This window comes from Blautia sp. MSJ-9, from assembly GCF_018919065.1.
Lineage (GTDB): Bacteria > Bacillota > Clostridia > Lachnospirales > Lachnospiraceae > Blautia_A.
This window is the reverse complement of sequence record NZ_JAHLQG010000033.1, coordinates 37,598-61,181: the sequence shown is the minus strand read 5'-3', so window position 1 is coordinate 61,181 and position 23,584 is coordinate 37,598. Positions and strand designations below refer to the sequence as shown.

General features: G+C 43.4%; 18 protein-coding genes. 1 reads left to right on the top strand and 17 read right to left on the bottom strand.

What is annotated here, in order from left to right; genetic code table 11:
• Positions 1 to 54: 54 nt before the first annotated feature.
• From fabV to KQI87_RS08920, 16 genes are all read right to left on the bottom strand, one after another.
• The gene (fabV, locus tag KQI87_RS08995; protein WP_216459842.1) at positions 55 to 1,239 is read right to left on the bottom strand and encodes an enoyl-ACP reductase FabV; all 1,185 of its coding nucleotides are present in this window, start codon (positions 1,237 to 1,239) and stop codon (positions 55 to 57) included.
• A gap of 249 nt (positions 1,240 to 1,488) precedes the next feature.
• Positions 1,489 to 2,001, bottom strand: a complete 513-nt coding sequence (locus KQI87_RS08990; protein ID WP_216459841.1) for a deoxyuridine 5'-triphosphate nucleotidohydrolase — start codon at positions 1,999 to 2,001, stop codon at positions 1,489 to 1,491.
• Between the two features lie 74 nt (positions 2,002 to 2,075).
• Positions 2,076 to 2,564, bottom strand: coding sequence for an anaerobic ribonucleoside-triphosphate reductase activating protein (nrdG, locus tag KQI87_RS08985; protein ID WP_216459840.1), 489 nt, complete (start codon positions 2,562 to 2,564; stop codon positions 2,076 to 2,078).
• Positions 2,565 to 2,570: 6 nt separating this feature from the next.
• Complete coding sequence (locus KQI87_RS08980) at positions 2,571 to 4,664, bottom strand: polyribonucleotide nucleotidyltransferase (protein ID WP_216459839.1); 2,094 nt, start codon at positions 4,662 to 4,664, stop codon at positions 2,571 to 2,573.
• 326 nt (positions 4,665 to 4,990) lie between these two features.
• Positions 4,991 to 5,257, bottom strand: a complete 267-nt coding sequence (gene rpsO, locus KQI87_RS08975) for a 30S ribosomal protein S15 (RefSeq protein ID WP_008707580.1) — start codon at positions 5,255 to 5,257, stop codon at positions 4,991 to 4,993.
• A 176-nt stretch (positions 5,258 to 5,433) separates the two neighbouring features.
• Positions 5,434 to 6,333, bottom strand: a complete 900-nt coding sequence (locus KQI87_RS08970) for a bifunctional riboflavin kinase/FAD synthetase (protein ID WP_216459838.1) — start codon at positions 6,331 to 6,333, stop codon at positions 5,434 to 5,436.
• Between the two features lie 113 nt (positions 6,334 to 6,446).
• The gene (truB, locus tag KQI87_RS08965) at positions 6,447 to 7,334 is read right to left on the bottom strand and encodes a tRNA pseudouridine(55) synthase TruB (RefSeq protein WP_334300731.1); all 888 of its coding nucleotides are present in this window, start codon (positions 7,332 to 7,334) and stop codon (positions 6,447 to 6,449) included.
• Complete coding sequence (locus KQI87_RS08960; RefSeq protein WP_216459836.1) at positions 7,331 to 8,293, bottom strand: DHH family phosphoesterase; 963 nt, start codon at positions 8,291 to 8,293, stop codon at positions 7,331 to 7,333. Before KQI87_RS08960 ends, truB begins: the two co-directional genes overlap by 4 nt.
• A gap of 12 nt (positions 8,294 to 8,305) precedes the next feature.
• Positions 8,306 to 8,698 (bottom strand): 30S ribosome-binding factor RbfA, encoded by a 393-nt coding sequence (gene rbfA, locus KQI87_RS08955; RefSeq protein WP_118508559.1) that lies wholly within the window; start codon positions 8,696 to 8,698, stop codon positions 8,306 to 8,308.
• A gap of 378 nt (positions 8,699 to 9,076) precedes the next feature.
• Positions 9,077 to 11,914, bottom strand: coding sequence for a translation initiation factor IF-2 (infB, locus tag KQI87_RS08950; protein ID WP_216459835.1), 2,838 nt, complete (start codon positions 11,912 to 11,914; stop codon positions 9,077 to 9,079).
• A gap of 3 nt (positions 11,915 to 11,917) precedes the next feature.
• On the bottom strand, positions 11,918 to 12,217 hold the full coding sequence (locus KQI87_RS08945) for a L7Ae/L30e/S12e/Gadd45 family ribosomal protein (protein ID WP_118508557.1): 300 nt from the start codon (positions 12,215 to 12,217) through the stop codon (positions 11,918 to 11,920).
• Positions 12,207 to 12,482 carry an RNase P modulator RnpM gene (gene rnpM / locus KQI87_RS08940; protein WP_216459834.1) on the bottom strand — a complete coding sequence of 92 codons (276 nt, stop codon included), beginning with the start codon at positions 12,480 to 12,482 and terminating at the stop codon, positions 12,207 to 12,209. The genes KQI87_RS08945 and rnpM overlap by 11 nt, the downstream gene beginning before the upstream one ends.
• Positions 12,466 to 13,692 carry a transcription termination factor NusA gene (gene nusA, locus KQI87_RS08935; RefSeq protein ID WP_216459833.1) on the bottom strand — a complete coding sequence of 409 codons (1,227 nt, stop codon included), beginning with the start codon at positions 13,690 to 13,692 and terminating at the stop codon, positions 12,466 to 12,468. Before nusA ends, rnpM begins: the two co-directional genes overlap by 17 nt.
• 28 nt (positions 13,693 to 13,720) lie before the next feature.
• Positions 13,721 to 14,185: a ribosome maturation factor RimP gene (rimP, locus tag KQI87_RS08930; RefSeq protein ID WP_216459832.1), complete on the bottom strand. Its 465-nt coding sequence runs from the start codon at positions 14,183 to 14,185 to the stop codon at positions 13,721 to 13,723.
• A gap of 173 nt (positions 14,186 to 14,358) precedes the next feature.
• A complete protein-coding gene (locus tag KQI87_RS08925; protein WP_216459831.1) occupies positions 14,359 to 16,605 on the bottom strand; it encodes a DNA gyrase/topoisomerase IV subunit A in 2,247 nt (748 codons plus the stop codon).
• A 71-nt stretch (positions 16,606 to 16,676) separates the two neighbouring features.
• Entirely contained in the window at positions 16,677 to 18,602 is a 1,926-nt protein-coding gene (locus KQI87_RS08920; RefSeq protein ID WP_216459830.1) for a DNA gyrase/topoisomerase IV subunit B, read from the bottom strand.
• Between the two features lie 597 nt (positions 18,603 to 19,199).
• On the opposite strand from KQI87_RS08920, the gene KQI87_RS08915 reads away from it, so the two are divergent.
• Entirely contained in the window at positions 19,200 to 20,117 is a 918-nt protein-coding gene (locus KQI87_RS08915) for a hypothetical protein (RefSeq protein WP_216459829.1), read from the top strand.
• Between the two features lie 120 nt (positions 20,118 to 20,237).
• Here KQI87_RS08915 and KQI87_RS08910 read toward each other — a convergent pair whose 3' ends face one another.
• Complete coding sequence (locus KQI87_RS08910) at positions 20,238 to 23,582, bottom strand: carbohydrate-binding domain-containing protein (RefSeq protein ID WP_216459828.1); 3,345 nt, start codon at positions 23,580 to 23,582, stop codon at positions 20,238 to 20,240.
• Positions 23,583 to 23,584 lie beyond the last annotated feature (2 nt).

Sequence of the window (23,584 nt, the reverse complement as noted above, 5' to 3'; positions counted from 1 at the left end):
AACTTCTATGTGTGGCTATTAACCGCACTTGTTTGTTAAGAGAGGATTTTTTTATCACATTACAATACCATCAATTTCTACATCAGCATCCACATCCTGAGTATAGTCGATATCTTCATATCGGAATCCAAACATATGATAGAAATCTTCCCAGTAGCCGTCAATATCGCAGTATTCATTTACAGTATCCGTAGTAACTGCTTTCCAGCATTTCTTTACTTCTTCCTGAATCTCTGGGGTCAGTTCGTGGTCATCCATACGAATAAATCCATTTTGATCAGTCTGGAAGCCTGTTGGTGTGTAAAGTTTTTGCGTAAAGAGTCTGGCAATCTGCTGGATACAGTTTTCGTGGGTTCCAGCTTTCTTCATTACTTTATAAAGGATTGCAAAATATAGCGGTACGACCGGGATTGCTGCGCTTGCCTGGGTTACGAGGCCTTTATTTACCGAGATTACCGCACGGACATCCGGATGTGTCTGGTTGATCTCAGACATGGTTTTCTGTAAATGCTGTTTGGCAGTTCCGATGGTTCCATGATAGTAGATCGGATATGTCAGTTCCGGACCGATATAGGAATATGCTACAGTTACTGCATTCTCGGTCAGTACATCAGCATCTTTCAGTGCATCGATCCAGTCTGCCCAGTCTTCGCCTCCCATAACTTTCACTGTGCTTAAAACTTCTTCTTCAGTAGCTGGTCCTACTGTTTTCTCAGTAATTTCATTATTTCGCAGATCAAGGCTCTTCTCTGTGAAAGCTTCACCTGTAGTCTTCAGACAGGAGGACCATGTCTTACCTTCAGCATCTGTACGTCTCGGTGCTGCCAGACTGTAGACTACCAGGTCTACTTTTCCCAGATCTTTTTTGATCAGTTCAATAGCTTTCTCTTTGATTTCTCTGGAGAAAGCATCTCCGTTGATAGTTTTTGCATAAGCACCTTTTTCTGCTGCCAGGCGATGGAATTCAGCTGTATTGTACCATCCCGGTGTTGCTGTTCTTCTGCCGTTTGCCTGGCGTTCAAACATGATTCCCAGTGTGTCTGCACCGCAGTTCTCCAGAGCGCAGATGCGTGATGCAAGACCGTAACCTGTAGAACATCCGATGATCAGTGCTTTTTTTGTTCCGTTTACTGTTCCCTGCTTACAGGCATAATCTGCCTGATTGCGCACACTTTCTGCGCATCCCTGTGGATGTGCAGTTGTACAAATATATTCTCTTACTTTTGGTTCGATGATCATAATTCTTCTCCTGATTATTATATGAATTGCAAATATTTTGATTCTCAAAATATTATAGCAAAGAAAAAGTAGAACGTAAAGTGAAAATCTCCGTTTCTTCTCTATGTTCTACTTTTTAGACATTCTAATTCTGATTTCATTCATAAACTTTGTGAATTATGCTCTTAGATCCGTTTCCATATCCCAGAATCTCAGCTATCAGTCTATCAGTTATTCTCCTCTGTCAGAACGTTATCTTTCTTTTTCTTATTATTTTGCAGTAGTGCTTCCGAATCCACCATTACGAATTTCTGTAGCATCATCATCTACTGTGATTCCATACTCTACGAAAATTCCCTGCATAAATCCTGTGTCTGCCGGAATGGTCAGAGTTTTATTTTCGTTAGAATCGTTTGTAATCTTTGCAAAGATGTGTCCTTCGTTGTCTGAGTAGAAATAATCGCTGTCAATGATGCCGACTGTATTGTTGAGCTGGAGGCGGTATTTAAATCCCAGTCCGCTTCTCGGATAGCATTTCAGCACCCATTCCGGCTGCATTTCTACACGGATTCCTGTTGGGATTTTTACTGTTTCTCCTGGTTTCAGAGTAAATTCTGCCGGTGCGAAGAAGTCATATCCGGCACTTCCTGCTGTTGCTCTCTTTGGCAGGCGGATGGATTCGTATACTTTCTCTGCTTCTTCCTGAGACTGTGCAAAAGTATCGATCCAGTCTGCTGTGAAGCGTTCTTTGCTTACTTTATGGAATTTTGCGATTCGTTTCATTTTCATTTTTCCTCTCTTTAGCAAAACAGACAGTTCAGGTACACCTGAGCATACTTGAACTGCCTGTATATTTCTTATTTATGCAATACGACTTTTCCTTCATGAAGAGTTTTGGGAACATCGATCACTCTCTGATTGCTGGAACCTTTCCATTTCAGGGAAAGTTCTTTCTTGTCCACCTCAAATTCACCGTCTACACAGACATCCAGATAACGCACGATCTCTTCCTTGCAGATTTCCTCCCAGCGGAAGCCTGTATAAAGCCAGATGGTCTTGCCCGGATATCTCTTTCTGATTTCCTTCGCAAAGGCTGTTACCTCAGTGATATTTGCCGGGTGCAGTGGATCTCCGCCGGAAAATGTGATTCCGCTCACATAGTCCTTGTCCAGCTCCTCATAAATCTCTGCACGTTCCGCCTCAGTAAAAGGCAGTCCGCCGTTTGGATCCCAGGTGACCGGATTCTGGCACTCCGGACAGCAGTGATTACATCCAGCTACCCAGAGCACTACGCGAAGTCCGTCGCCATTAAGCATATCGTCCTTGGTAATATTGTGATATCTCATAATTTTTTACGCTTCTTCCGGTACGTCCTTCATGCTGAAGCTGATTCTTCCCATCTTGTCTTTGCCAAGGCATACAACCTTAACTTTATCGCCAAGTGTGAGAACATCTTCAACACGGTTGATTCTTTCTTTACAGATTTTGGAAATGTGTACCATTCCCTCTTTGCCAGGTGCAAATTCGATGAATGCACCAAACTCTTTGATGCTGACAACTTTACCTGTGAAAATCTGTCCTGCTTCGAAGTCAGTTGCAATGATCTTAACCATATTAGCTGCCTCATCCATGCTCTTCTGGTCTACGCCGCAGATAGATACAGCACCTTCATCTGTGATGTCGATCTTAACACCTGTACGCTCGATGATTGTGTTGATAGTCTTTCCTCTCTGGCCTACAACATCACCGATCTTCTGAGGGTCGATCTGGATCTGAATGATCTTCGGAGCATATTCGCCTACAGTTGTACGTGGAGCTGCGATGCATTTCTCCATAACTTCTGTCAGGATGTATTCTCTTGCTTCTTTTGTACGTCTGATTGCTTCTTCTACGATCGGTCTTGTCAGTCCGTGGATCTTGATATCCATCTGGATTGCTGTGATACCGTCATGTGTTCCGGCTACCTTGAAGTCCATATCTCCGAAGAAGTCTTCCAGTCCCTGGATATCTGTCAGAACGATGTAATCATCATCTGTTTCGCCAGTTACCAGCCCGCAGGAAATACCAGCTACCGGTTTCTTGATCGGTACGCCTGCTGCCATCAGAGACATAGTAGATGCGCAGATACTTGCCTGAGAAGTAGAACCGTTGGATTCAAATGTCTCAGATACAGTACGGATCGCATATGGGAATTCCTCTTCGCTTGGAAGTACAGGAACCAGTGCTCTCTCAGCAAGTGCACCATGTCCGATCTCACGACGTCCCGGTCCTCTGGATGGTTTTGTCTCACCTACAGAGTAGGACGGGAAGTTATAATGATGCATATATCTCTTTGTAGTTTCGAACTCATCAAGTCCGTCAAGTCTCTGTGCTTCTGCGAGAGGAGCAAGAGTTGTGATGGTACAGATCTGTGTCTGTCCACGTGTGAACATAGCAGAACCATGTACTCTCGGGATGATATCTGTCTCTGCTGCCAGAGGACGGATCTGTGTGATTGCACGGCCATCCGGACGTTTGTGGTCTTTTAAGATCATCTTACGTACGGTCTTCTTCTGGTACTGATATACAGCTTCGCCCAGAACTGCAAGCCATTCTTCATTGTCAGCAAAAGCTTCTTTCAGCTTCTCTGTTACCTGGCGGATGTTCTCTTCTCTTGTCTGTTTATCGTCAGAGAATACTGCAACTTCCATTTCTTCCGGAGGTACGATCTCTTTCATTGCTGCGAAAAGTTCTTCCGGAACAGCGCATGATTCATAGCTGTGTTTCGGTTTGCCGCATTCTTCTACGATCTTATCGATAAATTTGATGATTTCCTGGTTTACTTCGTGAGCTTTGTAGATAGCTTCGATCATCTTGTCTTCCGGAACTTCTTTTGCACCGGCTTCGATCATGATTACTTTCTCTCTTGTAGAAGCTACTGTAAGCTGAAGATCAGAAACATCTTTCTGTGCCATAGTCGGGTTAATGATATACTCACCATTAATAAGACCTACCTGTGTAGTTGCACATGGACCGTCGAACGGGATATCGGAAATGCAGGTTGCGATAGAAGAACCAAGCATAGCCGGGATCTCCGGATTGCATTCCGGATCAACAGACATAACCATGTTTACTAATGTTACGTCATTTCTGTAATCCTTCGGGAACAGAGGACGCATCGGTCTGTCGATGACACGGGAAGTAAGGATTGCATGTTCGCTTGCTTTTCCCTCTCTCTTATTAAATCCTCCAGGGATTTTGCCTACTGCATACATTTTCTCTTCGTATTCAACGCTTAACGGGAAGAAATCGATTCCTTCTCTTGGCTCTTTAGATGCTGTTGCTGTAGATAAAACTGTAGTATCGCCATAATGCATTAATGCAGCGCCGTTTGCCTGTTTCGCAACACGGTTGATATCTACCGTTAAGGTTCTTCCAGCTAATTCCATGGAATAACTTTTGTACATACGTTCATTCTCCTTTTTTCATATTTGAGTTGTTATATTACTTTGCAAAACTGCCCACATTATCATTGGGGCTTTTCATGAAATCATTACTTATAAAACAGGAGTCCGAAACAACTGAAAAAACTACTTTTCAGATAAAACATGTCTGATCCGCATTCTGCTTCTCCAGTTATCTAATTCTAAAATAATCTTTTCAGTAGTCTCGGAAATAACTCCTGTCACATTGCGCAGTTTCTGAATATGCAGGCACATCCAGAACAACAATTTAACTTACATAAAAAGGGAGGCGGATGGAAATCCGCCCCCTTCCGCATACTAAAAGGCTATTATTTTCTTAAGCCTAATTTTTCAATCAGTGCACGGTATCTTTCGATGTCTGTTTTCTTCAGGTAAGCTAACAGTCCACGTCTCTGACCTACCATTTTCAGAAGACCACGTCTGGAGTGATGATCTTTATGGTTGCTCTGTAAATGCTCTGTAAGTTCCTGAATTCTTGCTGTAAGAACTGCTACCTGTACTTCCGGTGATCCTGTATCTCCTTCAGTTCTTGCATATTCTTTCATGATTGCTGCTTTCTTTTCTTTTGAAATCATTGTGATTTCCTCCTATATTCTTATAATTATTGTTGATTGACCGCCACATATTAAGAGATGGTCGGAGTGTCCTGTCCCTGAACATGGGCTAAATTCATCTTGGTTAGTATAGCACATTGCCCTTGGCGTGTAAACCTCTTTTTTTACAAACTTCCAACAAAATTAAATAGCGCAAACTATTTAATCTGCTGAAAATATTCCTTTCCCTTATCCGCATCTCTCTCCAGCTGTGCTTTCAGTGCTTCCAGCGAAGAGAACTTCTGCTCCGGTCTGAGGAATTTTTTGAAATCTACTTTGCAGTATTCTCCATACAGATTCTCGTCGCAATCAAAAAGGTATGTCTCCACACCGATAAATTTCTCGCCGCCGACTGTAGGCTTATGCCCTACGTTGGTAATTCCCTGGTAGCTTTTGTCTTTGAAATGGGAAACGGTAATGTAAACACCGTTTGGCGGCATCAGTTTCTCTACCGGAGGGATCAGGTTTGTAGTCGGGAGCAGATATTTGTGTCCCATTCCACGTCCGTGTTCGACAATTCCTTCCACTGAGAAGTCTGTTCCCATAAGGTAATGGAATTTCTCCATGTTTCCTCTGTTCAGTTCTTCTCTGACAAATGTGCTGCTGATCTTGCGGCGTCCATCCATTTCTTTTGGCAGGACTTCCGTATGAAATCCATATCTCTTTCCAAACTCTTTCAGCATGGCAGGAGTTCCTTTCCGCTCATAGCCAAAGCGGAAATCCTCTCCAACCGCCACATAGGAGACCTGCAGGTCCCCTATCAATATTTCTTTTATAAAATTCTCTGCTTTCATGTGCCGTATTTTCTCTGTGAGCGGGCACTCTAACAGCACATCCACTCCCATTTCTTCCAGAACACGGCATCTCTCTTCCTTTGTGAGGATTGTTCTTGAGGCAGTTCCAAGTGCAAGTACAACCGCCTGTGCACCTTCCTGTTTCTGCTCAATAATTTTCTCGACCAGTTTCTGATGTCCGCGGTGTATGCCGTCAAACTTCCCAAGTGTTACCGCACTGTGTGAAATTCTGGGAAAATCATTCTCAATCCTTAAATATTCCATCGTGTCTCCTATAGCCACATTACTGTTCTTCTATTGCAAAAAACAAGCAATCTTATTCTTTCATCAGACAGATAAATCATCTGCTTTTATCTATAACCGGATCATAAATCAGGTCAGAACATTTTTACAGGAAAATATCTGTCTCTCTTTTCATCCCACTGATAAACTCCGGCAAAAATTCCTTCACTGTTGCACATCCGAATCCATCCATCTTTCTCCTCTGCATCAACCAGTGCCTGTACAAGAGGATTTCCATTAGCCAGAAGTCTGTCGCCTTCTTTTGTGCAGCATACACGCGGATATTCTGCAAGAATTTCCTCGATACCGAGAACCTTACTTTCTATCTCACCGTTCTGCACTGCTTCTTCTGTCTGTGCCAGAGTAATGGCATCATCCAATGTAAATCTGCCTACTTTTGTGCGCAGAAGAGTTTCCATTGCTGCTCCGCATCCAAGTTTTTCTCCGATATCATGGCACAAAGTACGGATATAGGTTCCCTTGCTGCAGGTCACGCGGAAACGTACAAGAGGCAGCGCAATCTCAAGAATCTCTATTTCATAGAAATGTACAGGTCTTGGTTTGCGCTCTACGGTCTTGCCTTCTCTGGCAAGTTCATAGAGTTTTTTTCCGTTGACTTTCAGTGCGGAATACATCGGAGGAATCTGCATGTAATCTCCTACGAAAGACTCTATTGCAGCTCTCAGTTCCTCTTCTGTGACATGAAGTTCTTCTGCCTGCGAAAGTACAGTTCCGCTCATATCCTGTGTGTCTGTGACAACACCCAGGTGCATCACTGCTTCGTATGTTTTCTCTTTATCCGTGATCATATCCACCAGACGGGTTGCTTTTCCCAGAGCCACCGGGAGTACGCCCTCTGCGTCCGGATCCAGAGTTCCGGTATGTCCGATCTTCTTCATATGAAGAATGCCGCGTAGCTTTGCTACTACATCATGAGAAGTAAAACCTTTTTCCTTGCGGATTACAATTACTCCATCCATCAGACTTCGCACTCCTGGAACTCTTTGCAGATCTGTTCTGTCACATTGTTGATGACATCATATACAGATCCCTGCAGGTCACATCCTGCAGCTCTCATATGACCGCCGCCGCCAAAATATACCGCAATCTTGCTTACATCGACTTTGCCATTGGAACGGAGGGAAACCTTAAAGGACTGTGTTTCCAGTTCATACAGGAACATAGCAACTTCTACGCCTTCTGTAAGGCGAAGCTGGCTGACAATGCCATCCAGATCTTTGCCTTCTACTCCGTAGAATTCCATGTCTTTTTTCTTAAGATATCCAATAATGCATTTGCCATCCAGAAGCAGGATACTTTCTGCGAGAACACGTCCCATAACCTGATTCTGAACATAAGTTTTCTGATAAAAAGACTCATCAATGATCTTGCTGAAATTGAATCCTGTTTTCATCAGCTCACCTGCGATACGCATGGTTTCCGGTGAAGTTGAGGAATACTGAAATACTCCTGTATCATGAACCATTCCTGTATAGATCGGTACAGCGATCGTGCGGGTTACTTTCTCAGGATCAAGCAGTCCATAGAGCACCTCACATGCAGAGCTTACTTCGCCCCTGATGTGATTGGTCTGTGCAAATCCCGGATTGCTGATATGATGGTCAATGCAGGCAGTTTTTTTTGCAGTGTCGAAGTACGGACCTGCAAGAGCAAGTCTGTCTCTGGCGCTTACATCGCAGGTAACAAAAAGATCGTACTCTTTGTCACCGTCCAGCTCTGTTTTGATCTCATCCATACAGTCAATATGTCCGAAAACAGGTTTCGGATTATCCAGATAAACATCTACCTGAATTTCCGGATAATAGGTTTTTACATATAAATACAATGCCATACAGGAACCAACGCAGTCACCATCCGGACGGATGTGTCCGCCGATTCCCACTGTTTTTACTCCTTCCAGTATTTCCGAAATATTCTTCATGCATTCACCCTCTCAAATCTCTTCCTGCTCCTCAGCCTGTCTGTGGGAGTTGTCTTTCTTTGTAACGTCATCAATCAATTTGGACATATTTACGCCGTATTCAATAGATTCGTCCAGAATGAAACGGATCTCCGGTGTGTTTCTCAGATTTAAGTTGCGTGCAAGCTGGCGTCTGATGTAGCCTTCTGCACTCTTGAGACCTTTGATGGTTGCCTCTTTTGCTTCTTTCTCTCCCAGCACACTGATGTATGCTTTACATGTTTTTAGATCAGGAGCCACTTCTACAGCCATGACAGATGTCATTGGATGAATACGCGGGTCCTTGATCTCGTTGCGGATAATGGTGCTGAGTTCTTTCTGAACTTCTCCATTGATCCGTGTATTCTTAATACTGTTTTTTCTCATTTTAATATACTCCTATATTCAGATATAATAATGATTTTCTCACTCCAGCGTCTGTATCTCCGAACCATTACCGTTCACTTCCGCAGTAATGTTATCAAAACACCTCCTGAAAAACAGCAAACAACGACTCAGAAACATCCGTGTCAAATATCAAATTATATCTGTTACAAATAAGGTGCGCGTCACGCTGTCCGTAACACCATGAATCGCGCACCCCATATTTACATTAACTATCTAGGTACTGTTCACTCCGCTCACAGTACAACGCTCCGCGATGCACAGAATTTATGCTAATCGCATAAATTCGCACGGTATGTCTCGGGATTTTGACATATTCATGTCAAAACACCTCGCGGAATAGTGGTATGTGAACAGTAACTATCTAGGTACTTCTACCATGATATAAGCTTCTACTTTATCTTCTTCCTTGACATCGTTAAATCCGTCAAATACAAGACCACACTCGTATCCTGCCTTAACTTCCTTAACATCGTCTTTGAATCTCTTCAGGGATGCAAGTTCGCCTTCGAAGATCTGCTCGCCTTCTCTGGAAATACGAACCTTGCAGTTTCTCTGGAAGATACCATCCAAGATATAGCTTCCTGCGATTGTTCCAACACCGGATGCTTTGAACAGCTGACGTACTTCTGCATGACCAATAACTTTCTCCTCGAATACAGGATCCAGCATACCCTTCATGGCAGCTTCCACATCTTCGATTGCCTGATAGATGACTCTGTACAGACGAAGATCTACACCTTCCTGCTCAGCAAGCTGTTTTGCTGTTGCATCAGGACGAACGTTAAATCCGATGATGATCGCGTTAGATGTAGCTGCAAGACTTACGTCAGATTCATTGACAGCACCAACACCGCCATGGATTACTTTTACAACTACTTCTTCGTTGGAAAGCTTTGTTAAGCTCTGTTTTACGGCTTCTACAGATCCCTGTACGTCTGCTTTGACGATGATCGGCAGCTCTTTCAGATCGCTTGCCTGAATCTGGTCAAAGAGGTTATCCAGAGACAGTTTGCCCTTAGTTTCTTCAAGAAGACGGTTCTTATTCTCAGATACAAATGCACCTGCGAAGTTCTTCGCTTCTTTATCGCTCTCGAATGAAAGGAGAATCTCACCTGCATTCGGAACATCACCAAGTCCGAGGATTTCTACCGGAGTAGACGGACCTGCTTCTTTAATTCTGCGTCCTTTATCGTCCATCATTGCACGAACTTTACCATTACATGCTCCTGCTGCAATGAAGTCTCCTACATGGAGAGTACCTTTCTGAACAAGGATAGTAGCAACCGGACCTTTACCTTTATCAAGCTGAGCCTCAATTACAAGACCTCTTGCTTCACGGTTCGGGTTTGCTTTAAGTTCACATACTTCTGCTGTAAGAAGGATCATCTCAAGAAGAGTGTCAATTCCTTCTCCTGTATGTGCAGATACAGGAACGAAGATTGTGCTTCCGCCCCAGTCTTCCGGAATCAGTTCATACTCGGAAAGTTCCTGTTTTACACGTTCGATATTTGCACTTGGTTTATCAATCTTATTGATGGCTACGATGATCTCAACACCTGCTGCTTTTGCATGGCTGATAGCCTCTACAGTCTGAGGCATTACACCATCATCTGCTGCTACGACCAGAACTGCGATATCTGTGGAGTTTGCACCACGCATACGCATGGCTGTAAAAGCTTCATGTCCAGGTGTATCCAAGAATGTGATCTTCTGACCGTTAACCTCTACTACAGAAGCACCGATATGCTGTGTGATACCGCCGGCCTCGCCGCGTGTTACGTTTGTCTTACGGATTGCATCCAGAAGAGATGTTTTACCATGATCGACATGACCCATAACACAGACTACAGGTGGTCTCGGAACCATATCTTTCTCGTCTTCTTCGCCCTCTTTGAGGAGTTCTTCGATGACGTCCACTTTCTCTTCTTTTTCTGCGATGATATCGTAATCCAGAGCGATCTCCTGAGCTTTCTCAAAGTCGATCTCATGGTTTACAGTAACCATCATACCTTCCATGAAGAGTTTCTTAACGATCACTGACGGCTGCATCTTCATTGCTTCTGCCAGTTCACGGATTGTCATCTTTTCCGGAAGTGTGATTTCTTTAACCTCAGGTTTCTTCTCTTCCTGTTTTGGCTGTGGAGTTGGTTTCTGCAGAGCTTTCGGGATTCTGGAATTCTTGTTGAATCCACCCTGATTTGGTCTGCGTCCGCCGCTCTGGCTCTTATCGAAATCTTTCTTCTTATTCTTGTTTTCTCTATCGCGCTCTCTCTTGCTGTCTTTGGAAGTCTTGGTCAGTTCCGGTGCAAATACCATATCATCATTCTTTCTGGTATTCTGGCGCTGTCCCTGACGTCCCTGACCGCCGCCGAAGCGTCCGTCACGTCCCTCACTTCTGTTTCCATCCGGACGGCCCTGACCATTACCCTGTGGTCTGCCTCCCTGGCGGTTATCGCCCTGAGATCTTCCCTGGCCGCCGAAACGTCCACCCTGACGATTTCCATCGCCCTGGAATCTTCCACCCTGGCGTCCCTGGCCATCACCCTGGGATCTTCCCTGACCGCCGAAACGTCCACCCTGACGATTTCCATCGCCCTGTGGTCTTCCACCCTGGCGTCCCTGACCGTCACCCTGGGATCTTCCCTGACTGCCGAAGCGTCCGCCCTGACGATTTCCATCGCCCTGAGCTCTGCCTTCGCCCTGGAATCTTCCCTGACGGTTTCCGTCTCCCTGCGGTCTTCTGTTACCGGCATTGGAACGGTCTCCATTATTTCTTCTTGGTCTGTCACCATCTGTTCTGTTATCAGAAGATTTTCCTTCTGTATTTCTTGGCGCACCTGTTCTCTCGCCTTCGGCTTTTGCCGGTTTCTTTCTTGTTGTTTTTCCTCCGTCACTTGCATTCTGTGCATGGTAAACACGGATAATATTTTTTTTCTTTTTAGGTGTTTCAGCTTTATCTCCTTCAGATTTTACTGTTACAACCTTTTCTTCTGTCTTGGGAGTATCCAATTTCGCAATATGCTCCTTTCCCCTGTTATTATTTGAAAATCTATTTTTTACCACCGAAATCAGAGGCTCATCCACCATACTCATATGGCTCTTGACTTCAACACCTCTGGATTTCAGAAACTCGATTACTTCTTTGTTCTGTCGTCCAAGCTCTCCTGCCAGCTCATGTACCCGCAATTTAGACAATTGCTATACCTCCTTCATGATTGCTTTCGCAAAGTTCTCATCCTGGACAGCCAGACAGGCACGGTACTCCTTTCCCATTGCTCTGCCTAAACTCTCTTTATCTGAGAGGAAGTAGATCGGAACTTCGTAAAAACTGCACATGTTCCGAAATTTCTTCTTTGTATTCTCGGAGGCATCCTCAGCCACGATCACAAGCAGTCCTTTTCCGGTTTTGACAGATTTCTCTGTAGAAAATTCTCCGCTTACGGTCTTGCCCGCTTTGGTAGCCAGCCCTATCAGCGACAGTACTTTGTTATTTTTCAATATCTTCCAGCTCCTTTTTAAGTCGTTCATATACTTCGTCCGGAACTGCAGTCTTCAGAGAACGCTCAAGTCCGTGATTCTTGATCGCTTTGTCCAGACATTCTCTGGAAAAGCAGAGATACGCGCCTCTGCCGTTCTTCTTGCCGGTAGTGTCAAGTACGATCTCATCTTCAGTGGTCTTAAGGACTCTGATCATTTCTTTCTTGCTTTTCATTTCCCTGCAGCCGGTACACTGGCGCATAGGAATCTTACTCTTCGTCTTCATTCTCTTCTGCTTCCTGAACTTCTTCAGACTCTTCGTCTACAGGAACCTCTTCTGCTGCATCTTCTGTTTCAACATCATCTGTTTCAATATCATCTGCATCAGCATCTGTAATTTCTTCAGAAGCAGTCTCTTCTGTTTCCTCTGCTTCGTCATCATAATCATAGAAATCACCGGACTCTTTTGCCTGAGTCTCGCTCTTGATATCGATCTTGAAGCCAGTAAGTCTTGCCGCAAGACGTGCATTCTGTCCTTCTTTACCGATTGCAAGAGAAAGCTGATAATCAGGAACAACTACTAAAGCTGTCTTCTCATCAGGATCTGCCATAACTGCGATAACTTTTGCAGGGCTTAATGCATTCTCGATCAGGATTGCCGGGTTCTCATCCCAGTTGATGATATCAATCTTCTCACCGCGAAGTTCCTCAACTACTGCATTGACACGGGCACCGTTCATACCTACGCATGCGCCTACTGCATCTACGTCCGGATCGTTGCTCCATACAGCGATCTTTGTACGGGAACCTGCCTCACGGGCAATGCTCTTGATTTCAACAGTTCCGTCTTTTACTTCTGCTACTTCGGATTCGAAGAGACGTTTTACAAGACCCGGATGAGTTCTGGATACAAGGATACGTGGTCCTTTCGGTGTATCCTTAACTTCGAGGATATATACTTTGATTCTCTCAGTCGGCTCGAAAGTCTCACCTTTTACCTGCTCGTTCTCGCTTAATACTGCATCTGCCTTACCAAGGTTGATACTTACATTCTTGCCCATCACACGCTGTACGATACCGGTTACTACTTCTTTCTCTTTTCCATAGTATTCGTCAAACAGTACCTTACGCTCTTCCTCGCGGATCTTCTGCAGAATGACGTTCTTTGCATTCTGTGTTGCGATACGTCCGAATTCCTTGGACTGGATCGGAACCTGTACCATTGCGCCGATCTCAGCTCTGGATGTGATCTTTAATGCATCTGCAAGCGAGATCTCCATTGCAGGATCTTCTACATATTCTACGATGTTTCTGTCGGCATACACTGCGAAGTCACATGTTTCCGGATCAATGGTCACATGTACGTTGTCAGCTTTACCAAAATGGTTCTTGCAAGCCTGGATCAGAGACTGCTCGATTGCTTCAAGCAGTGTATCTTTGCTGATATTTTTTTCCTTTTCAAGGATATCCAGCGCCTCCATTAACTCTCTGTTCATTTTTTTCTTATCCTCCCGAATTTATCAACTAAAACTCTATTGCGAGGCGTATCAGGGCTGTGTCTTTCTTGTCAAAAACACGCTCGGTTCCATCCTCATCGATTGTCACACTGTTACTATCATATGCGGTTAAAACCCCGCAGAACTCTTTTTGTTTCTCGATTGGCCGGTAGGTACGGATCTCCACCTGTTTTCCTAAGTTTCTCTCAAAGTCTTTTTCTTTCTTGAGCGGTCTGTCCAGTCCCGGAGAACTGATCTCCATAATGTAACTGTCTTCGATGAAGTCATTCTCGTCCAGTTTGTCGCTGAATGCTCTGCTGACTACTTCGCAGTCATTTACTGTAATTCCGCCTGGCTTATCAATATATCCTCTCAGATACCAATTGCCTGCTTCCTTCACATATTCTACATCAACCAATTCAAAACCGTTTTGTTCTACGATCGGTGCCAGAAGTTCCTCTGCGCGCTTTTCATATTCTTCCCGTCTGCTCATTTTCCCACCTGCCTTTCTATGCAACAAATAAGAGTGGGCTCACGCCCACTCCCATGTTTACAAGTTCTAATTTAGCTGTATTGTAACACCAATTCTTTACAATTGCAAGGCTTTTCCTGTAAAAACCTTGATTTTACTGGATTTGTTGGTTTTTCAGACCGTAAAATAATATTTTATATCCGCGGTTTCGTTCCTTTACTGTCTCGTTTGGACAGTTTCACCTTGTTGAGAACATAAGGTTTGTCATGATAAGTGATCGTATATTCCTGGCGGCTTTCCAGAAGATATGCATGATCCAGCTTATCTCCTTCTGCCAGCTTCATTCCCCTCACACCGATGGATGTTTTCTTCATAGAAGAAATATCCTGCTTCTGGAATCTGAGGAAGTATCCACCCTCACTCTGGAGGACTACCTGTTCCATCTCATCTGCTGAACCTACGAAGATCAGAGAATCTTCTTCTGCTAATTTCGTGGATACAATTGTTCTCTTCGCCACATCAAACTCCGCACCGCTTACCAGCTTACACATAGAAGCTGCTGTAACAAACAAAAGTGTATTTTCTTTTATGGATGCCAGCGGCGCAACGTAAAGCATTCGCTCCTGTGCACTATCATAATTGCTTAAGTTATCTGCCGGCATTCCTTTATCTCTGAAACGCACCAGCGGAATATCCGCAACTTTGATACTGTGCATCTTCCCGTTATCTGTAAAAATACAGATCTTATCTGTATTCATACAGTTAAATACATATTTGTTCTCTGCATTGGCAGCTTCTTTATTTCTCTCATAAGCAGATTTATCAATAATTCTCATGTATCCGAAGCGGTCCATCAGGAATGTAACTTCCATTTCTTCCATCTTCTTCTCTTCATACACAACTTCCTCTGCATTCTCGATCACTGTACGGCGTTTGGTTCCGTATTCTTTCTTGATCTGGTCCAGATCTTTCATGATTACTTCTGCCATGGAATCATAATTATTCAGGATATCTTCATATAATGCAATGTTCTTCATTGTCTCTGCATAGTCTGCCTGAAGTGCTTCGATCTCCAGACCAATCAGCTTGTACAGACGCATATCCAGGATTGCTGCTGCCTGTTTTTCTGAAAAGCGCAGCTTCTGTGCAGCTTTCTCACTGACTTTGCTCTTGAACTTGATTCCCTCTGTCACACCATCGACCAGGCATTTCTTTACCTGTTCTCTGTTCTTGCTTCCACGCAGGATCTCGATGATCAGGTCTATCACATCACATGCTTTGATGAGACCTTCCTGAATTTCTTTCTTCTCCTGCTCTTTGTTCAGAAGTGTGGTATATTTTCTGGTTGTTACATCGAATACGAAGTCTACATGATGCTCAATCACCTGCTTCAGACTCAGTGTCTCTGGTCTGCCGTCTGCAACTGCCAGCATGTTTACGCCAAAGGTATCTTCCAGCTTGGTCTTCTTATAGAGCATATTTGTAAGATTCTCTACATCTGCATCACGTTTCAGATCGAGAACGATACGGATTCCCTCTTTGGAAGACTGGTTGGAGATATCCACGATATCTGTTGTCTTCTTGTTCTCTACCAGGGATGCGATATCATTCAGGAATTTTCCGATATTTGCACCGATCATCGTGTACGGGATCTCAGTGATTACAAGCTGCTGTCTGCCGCCTTTAAGCTTCACTGTCTCCACTTTACCTCTGACACGGAGTTTACCTGTTCCTGTTTCGTAAATCTTGAGCAGATCATCTTTATTTACTACCAGACCGCCCGTCGGGAAATCCGGTCCCTTGAGATAACGCATCAGACCTTTGACGCTGATGTCGTTATTCTTCATATATGCTTTTACCGCATCTACTACTTCACCCAGATTATGAGGCGGGATGCTGGTCGCCATGCCGACCGCGATGCCGTCTGCTCCGTTTACCAGCAAATTCGGGATTCTGACAGGAAGTACCACCGGCTCTTTCTCTGTTTCGTCAAAGTTCGGCATAAAGTCTACTACATTCTTATCCAGATCTTCGAGAAAGACATCCTGTGTCAGTTTCTCCAGTCTGGCTTCTGTATATCGCATGGCAGCTGCACCGTCACCCTCGATAGAACCGAAGTTTCCATGTCCGTCGACCAATGTTCTGCCTTTCTTAAAATCCTGAGCCATTACTACAAGTGCTTCGTAAATAGAACTGTCACCATGTGGGTGATATTTACCCATGGTATCACCTACGATACGGGCGCATTTTCTATATGGTCTGTCATAGCGGATGCCCAACTCATACATATCATACAGGGTTCTTCTCTGTACCGGCTTCAATCCGTCACGCACATCCGGCAGGGCTCTGGAGATAATAACACTCATGGCATAATCTATATAGGATTTCTGCATGACCTCCGCATAGTCGGTGGGAATCACATTCTCCTGTTTTGTTTCCATTTATTTCATTCCTCCATCTCAGACACATATCCATGTATCTGTCTTAATTTCCATATAACACTCCGGCAAAATCAGATGTCCAGCTCTGCATCCTGTGCATGCTCATAGATAAACTTCTTTCTCGGCGGAACATCGCTTCCCATCAGGATCTCTGTCACGCTTGATGCAAGTCTCGCATCCTCAATCTCCACTCGCTTCATCATTCTTGTCTCCGGATTCAGAGTAGTCTCCCAGAGCTGCTCCGCATCCATCTCGCCCAGACCTTTATATCTCTGAAGAGTAAAGCTTCCCGGTTTATGGGCACGTCTGTATCTCTCCAGTGCCTTATCATCGTACAGGTATTCCTCCTGTCCCTTCTTAGGCATGACTTTATATAATGGCGGCATGGCAATATACACATGTCCCTCAGTGATCAGATCCGGCATGAAACGGTAGAATAAAGTAAGGAGCAGTGTGGAAATATGCGCCCCGTCCACATCGGCATCAGCCATGATCACAATCTTGTCGTAACGAAGCTTTGTAATGTCAAAATCATTTCCGTATCCTTCGGAGAATCCGCATCCGAATGCATTGATCATGGTCTTGATCTCCGCATTGGCAAGCACTTTGTCAATGGTTGCTTTCTCTACATTCAGGATCTTACCTCTGATAGGAAGGATTGCCTGGTAATTACGATTACGGGCAGTCTTTGCGGAACCTCCCGCAGAATCTCCCTCTACGATAAAGATCTCACACTTGGACGGATCCTTTTTCTCACAGTTTGCCAGCTTTCCGTTAGAGTCAAAGGAATATTTCTGCTTTGTCAGAAGATTGGTCTTGGCTCTCTCTTCTGTCTTACGGATTTTGGCAGCTTTCTCCGCGCAGGAAAGGATGGTCTTAAGAGTCTCCAGATTTCTGTCAAAATAGAGTACCATCTGCTCTCCTACAACCTTTCCGGTTGCGCGTGATGCATCCTGATTATCCAGCTTTGTCTTGGTCTGTCCCTCAAAACGTGGTTCCGGATGCTTGATGGAAACAACCGCTGTCATTCCGTTACGGATATCTGCACCTGTGAAGTTCGGATCCTTGTCTTTAAGAACGCCAATCTCTCTCGCATAAGTATTCATGACTGTGGTAAATGTAGTCTTAAATCCGGTCAGATGAGTACCGCCCTCTGCATTGTAAATATTATTACAGAAGCCCAATACATTCTCACGAAATTCATTGGTAAACTGGAATGCCACCTCTACCTGAATGCCGTCTGCTTCCCCTTTCAGGTAAACCGGATCATGCAGGACTTCTGCACTGTGGTTCAGATCCTTGATAAATCCAATGATACCATCCGGCTCATGATAGGTAATATCCTCGACCTCTGCACCTCTTTTATCCTCAAAGCGAATGGTCAGTTCCGGATTCAGGTATGCCGTCTCATGAAGTCTGCTCTTTACTTCTGTTGCCGAGAATCTTGTCTTTTCAAAAATTTCCGGATCCGGCAGGAAATTGATACTGGTTCCGGTCTGTCTGGTCTTACCCAGCTTCGGCAGCAGCCCTTCCTCAAGTTCAATGGTCGGGATTCCCCGTTCATAGTGATCATGATGCACATATCCGTCACGACTGATCTTAATGTCCAGATATGTAGACAGGGCATTCACAACCGAAGAGCCTACTCCATGAAGTCCTCCGCTGGTCTTATAGGCAGAATTATCAAATTTACCGCCTGCATGAAGAGTTGTAAATACAAGTCTCTCTGCCGACACTCCTTTCTCATGCATATCTACCGGAATTCCTCTTCCATTATCCGTAACCGTACAGGAACCATCCTTCTCCAGAATCACATGGATCAGACTGCAGTATCCTGCCAGATGTTCATCTACTGCGTTATCTACGATCTCATAAATGAGATGATTTAATCCTTTTCGTGAAACACTTCCGATGTACATTCCCGGACGCTTCCGAACCGCCTCCAGACCTTCCAGGACAGAGATGCTCCCTGCATCATAGGTGTTTTTCTTTGCCATGTCTGTTACATTTCCTTTCTTTATATCAACCGGATTGCTTACTGTAAATCCGGGAATGATTTTTTTGCACCGCAAACATTTGTTCGTATTATAACCGAATTTTTATTCTTTTTCAAGTGTGAACTTTCCCTTGCCAACGGAATAAAACACAAAAAATAATCAGAACCGAAATTCTGATCCTTCTCTGACTGTAAGCCTGTTCTGTTATAATTTGAGTGCATTTATCTTATCATTGGTTTTTTCAGCTGTCAACTGTTTCATTTGCCCGCAAGGCTGTTTGGCATTATCTTTACAGTAGAAATATCTGTAAGAAACAGAAGATATTTCTTTGTCTTGAATTTCTTCATTGTGGAATATGGACTGTAAACTCTGGATTTAAGGAAGAACAGGAAAATAATCGCCCAAAATGGACTTGATAAATAGCCATAGATGCTGTATAGTAAAAAATGTAAACGATAATCTATACTTTCTTATAAGTGATTTTTCAGGCAATATCTGCCACTGATTCCAAAGATAAAAATACATAATTTTAAAGAAATTAAGTGTTCAATAAAACTCGTCAAAATGTTATAATATAAGTACAAAAAGGAGTGTTATATGAATAATACGATTTTTGATGATGTATTCCGTACAATGATCGAGAAGATGCCATATCTGGCAGTACCGCTGATCAATGAGGTATTCCACACATCATATCCGGAAGATGTGAAGATCACACAGCTTCGCAATGAACATCAACAGGAGGATGGAGAGATCATTACAGATTCCTGTCTGCTGATTGGAAGGAAAATGTACCATATCGAGTGTCAGAGTACAGATGACATGACAATGGTAATAAGGATGATTGAATATGATTTTGCAATTGGCATAGAACATGCTGAAAAGCAGGGGCGCAGATACCGGATAGAATTTCCAAAGTCCTGCGTACTGTTTCTGAGAAGTTCGGAGAACACGCCGGATTATCTGGAAGCAGATGTAGTTTTTCCAGATGGAAATACATATTTATATTCCATACCTGCTATAAAAATGGCTGATTATACAAAAGACAGCATCTTTGAAAAAAACCTGTTAATGCTGTTGCCATTTTATATTATGAGATACGAGAAAAAAGGACATGATTTTAATAACAATCCGGAATTATTCCAGATGCTTTTAAACGAATATGAAGATATCAGGGTAAATTTGGAAAAGGAACTGACGGAGACAGGTAAATCGGAACTGTATACAGATTTGGCAAAGTTAATTGTAAAGGTTGCGGATTATATTTTCCGTAAGGAGGAAGATGTCCGGAAAGGAATAGGTGATATTATGGGCGGAAAAGTTCTGGAACTGGAATCTGAAAGACTTAAAGCTGAGGGACGTACAGAAGGAGAAGCAATTGGACAGGCAAGGGGTGAAACTCGACTTGGAAGCCTGATTACTCGATTACTTCAGGATCAGAGAACTGAAGAAATCCCGATTGTATCAACAAACGCCAAAAGACGTGAGCAGTTATATAAAGAATACAATCTCTAAGAAAAATGGCAGGAGGAAAGGCAGATACCTTTCCTCCTGTTGTCGTCATATATATTTTATTAGCAAATTACAAGTCTCTTTTCAGGTAGATTTCATTCAGAATCCTTTAAGAAACAGAAGCTATTTCTTTGTCTTGAATTTCTTCATTGTGGAGTATGGACTGTAAACTCTGGATTTATCTTTGGAGGTTTGGTTCCATGCCCGTATGGTCACATACCAGGTACCTTTCTTTACGTTTGTAAAGGTTACAGTAGTGGTGTTTCCGGTACGTTTCAGATATTTTTTTACAGGGCATTTCTCACCTGCGGAGGTTTTGTATTTGTTTCCGAGCAGGATTTCATAACCTGTGGCATTTTTGCATTTTGTGTAAGTAACAGTCACAGTGTTTCCTTCTACAGTAATATTCTTGATCTTTGGCTGCTGTGGTGTGACAACAATGATCTTGATCTTCTTGATCTTTGTCCAGGAACCATAGACCTTATTGCCCTGTGCATCCAGAACCCAGCTTCGGGCTGCCACATACCAGGTACCTTTTGAAAGATATCTGAAAGATGCCTGTGGCTTGCCGGATGAGGAAACTGTTTTGCTGAACTTTCCGGTTTTGAGCATATCTGATTTCTTGCTGATCACGAAGTCATAACCCTGAGCGCCGGCACATCCTTTGGAAAGTCTGACAGTGAGCTTGTTTCTGTCAATGGAATAGCTGGAAATCTTTGTGTTTGCAGGTCGCAGGTATGCACCGTTTTCATCTGTGATACTTCCGTCTGTGTGAATGACTCTGCCATTGAGAGATTCTGTACCAAATGCTATGAAATAATCCTGTCCTTTGGAAAGCGTAAAGTCGGCATATGGAATACTGCGCTCAAATGCACCGCCTACAGTTACAGTCTGGATACACTGCAGAACCCCATTCTCAACATCATACCAGAACAGATTTGCCATAAGTCCTGCACAGGAGGCATCTGCCTTTACGGAAAGCACAGCCGGGAAATCGAAAGCTCCGCTTCTTCCAAGATGGAAACCGAAATCATTCTGGTTTGTGGAGATCAGGCTGTATAATGCTGCCGGGATATATTCTGCTGTGTTTGTAACAGAAAGATCTATATCCGCAGGTGTTTCTGATGTAATGGAAGTACCGTTGATTTTCCAGATGAAACCATTTTCCATATCAAGGTTCAGGGAAATATCTTTGCCTTTTATCTCGGATAAGACAGAGGCAGGAAGTATCTTGGCGCCATTCAGGATAATGGAAATGGTATCTTTTTCTTTGGAAGCCTTAATCAGATCATTGACAGCATCCCAGCCTTTCTTCTGGAAACTTCCCTCAATATAAGGTTCCCCGTCACCAAGTTTACCGAGAGTTTTTGTATCCTGATGTTTACACCACTTACAGGTGTAAGTTATGATTCCGTCAGTTTCTGTAGTTGGTTCTGTAGTGATAACGCCATTGTCATAGTCATGACCGTATGCGGAAATGGTATAACCATAGGAAAGTGTTTCATTACAGTCTGTGCAGTAGGTATCTCCGCTATATCCGCTGGAAGTACAGGATGGAGAGGAGTAATAACGTCCGGCGGTGTGTTCGTGCTTGCATTCACTTCTCGTGATTTTGAATTCAACGGATTCATCTAGATAATTACCGGCATCTGCGCCATTATAAACTGCTCTAGCAGAAATTTCCTTTCCTACAGGCAATTCTTTAGAAATATCGGAATTACTCCATTTCCAGTCATCCTCGAAACAGTTCTTAACATCTTCGACTTTCTTGCAGGACCATGGAACGGATATTGTAGTATCGGTTGGCTTGCTTGAAGGTGCTTGTGCTTTTGAAATGACAAATTCCCATTCTGGTGATGCAGATATCTGTTGGGCTGAATTGTAGTATTCACCTGCATTCACATCAATCTTAAAAGTATAAGTACCTGCATCTGTGGGGCTGTTTGTGAGTGAAGTTCCATCTTCTTTTTTAAAATACGTTACATGAGTAATTTCACCATGACCGGTGACATCATCTTTCCATTTAATATAGTTACTAATATCAACAGGGTTATCTTTATTATATGTAAAATTTTGCGGTGTAAAATCTAATTGGGTAGCGGTGGGATCTGTTTTTATACGACTAAATTGCTTGGTATCTTGATTGAAAGAATACTTCCTTTCTTCAGTTCCAACAGTTATAGTGTGCTTTGCTCCAGTTAGCCATGCATACAGGTTGTTCCCGACAGACTCACCATTTACATGATTATATGTTTTCCAGTCAACATTATCTATACTTATTTTTCTTTTTTGGGGATTAGAAACAGTACAGAGATATACTTCTGGATTATTACCAGTGCTATTTAAATTCTGGCGAGGAATGCAGCCAATTCGTGCAGTTACAGAACCGCCATTAATGGCAATGGTATCGCAAGAACCATCATTGCCATAAGCGCCACCGTAGCCACCACCAATTCCGACACCATAATCAGAATTAGCAGTTACAGAACCGCCATTAATGGTAATGGTATCACAAGAGCCACCATTGCTACCATAGCCAGCATAGCCGCCACCAATTCCGGCACCATAATCAGAATTAGCAGTTACAGAACCGCCATTAATGGTAATGGTATCACAAGAGCCACCATTGATACCATAGCCACCATAGCCGCCACCAATTCCAGCACCAAAAACAGAACGAGCAATTACAGAACCACTATTAATGATAATATTACTGCAAGAGCCAAGATTGCCACCACCAATTCCGGCACCATAACGAGAACTAGCATCTACAGAACCGCCATTAATGGTAATATTACTGCAAGAGCCACCATTGTCACCACCAATTCCGGCACCAGAACTAGCACTAGCTTTTAAGATTCCTGTAGTAGTGTCTGGAGCGTTATCTATTGTAAGGTTAGCCTGATTATTTTTCTGTAAGCCTGCGGTATAGCTCCGCGTTGAACAAAGTAAATTTTCATTTTGCAAATATATATAGACTTGAGCTTGAACATTAGATTGAATTTGCAGCGCCGGACCAGCAGATGTATTGATATTTACGTTATCAAGATAAATGTTGATGTTGGCTTGCTTTGAAATATTTGCTCCATCAATTACAATTCTATTTGCTGTTTCCTGACTATTACTGCATGTGAATTTGTAATCTCCTGCCGAAGTTATAGTATAAACTCCGCCCGCAATATCATCAGTTAAATCAATTACTCCATTTTGTGCATTTTCCGCAGCAGCCATTGCCTCATCGGGGGTATCATTGAACTCAGGAACCTCTTCTGAACTGAATACAGACAGTTCCTCATCTGTCTCTCCTGCTGTTTCCTGCTCCTCATTGGTAAAACTCTCCGGAGTTTCTTCCTCAGACACTACATCCTGATTTCCGGAAGTAAATTCTTCCGCAAATATGGTCTGGGGGGGCATATTTGTAGAACACAGTGCAAGTGCCAGAATCCCGGCTAATAACTTTTTCCTCATGC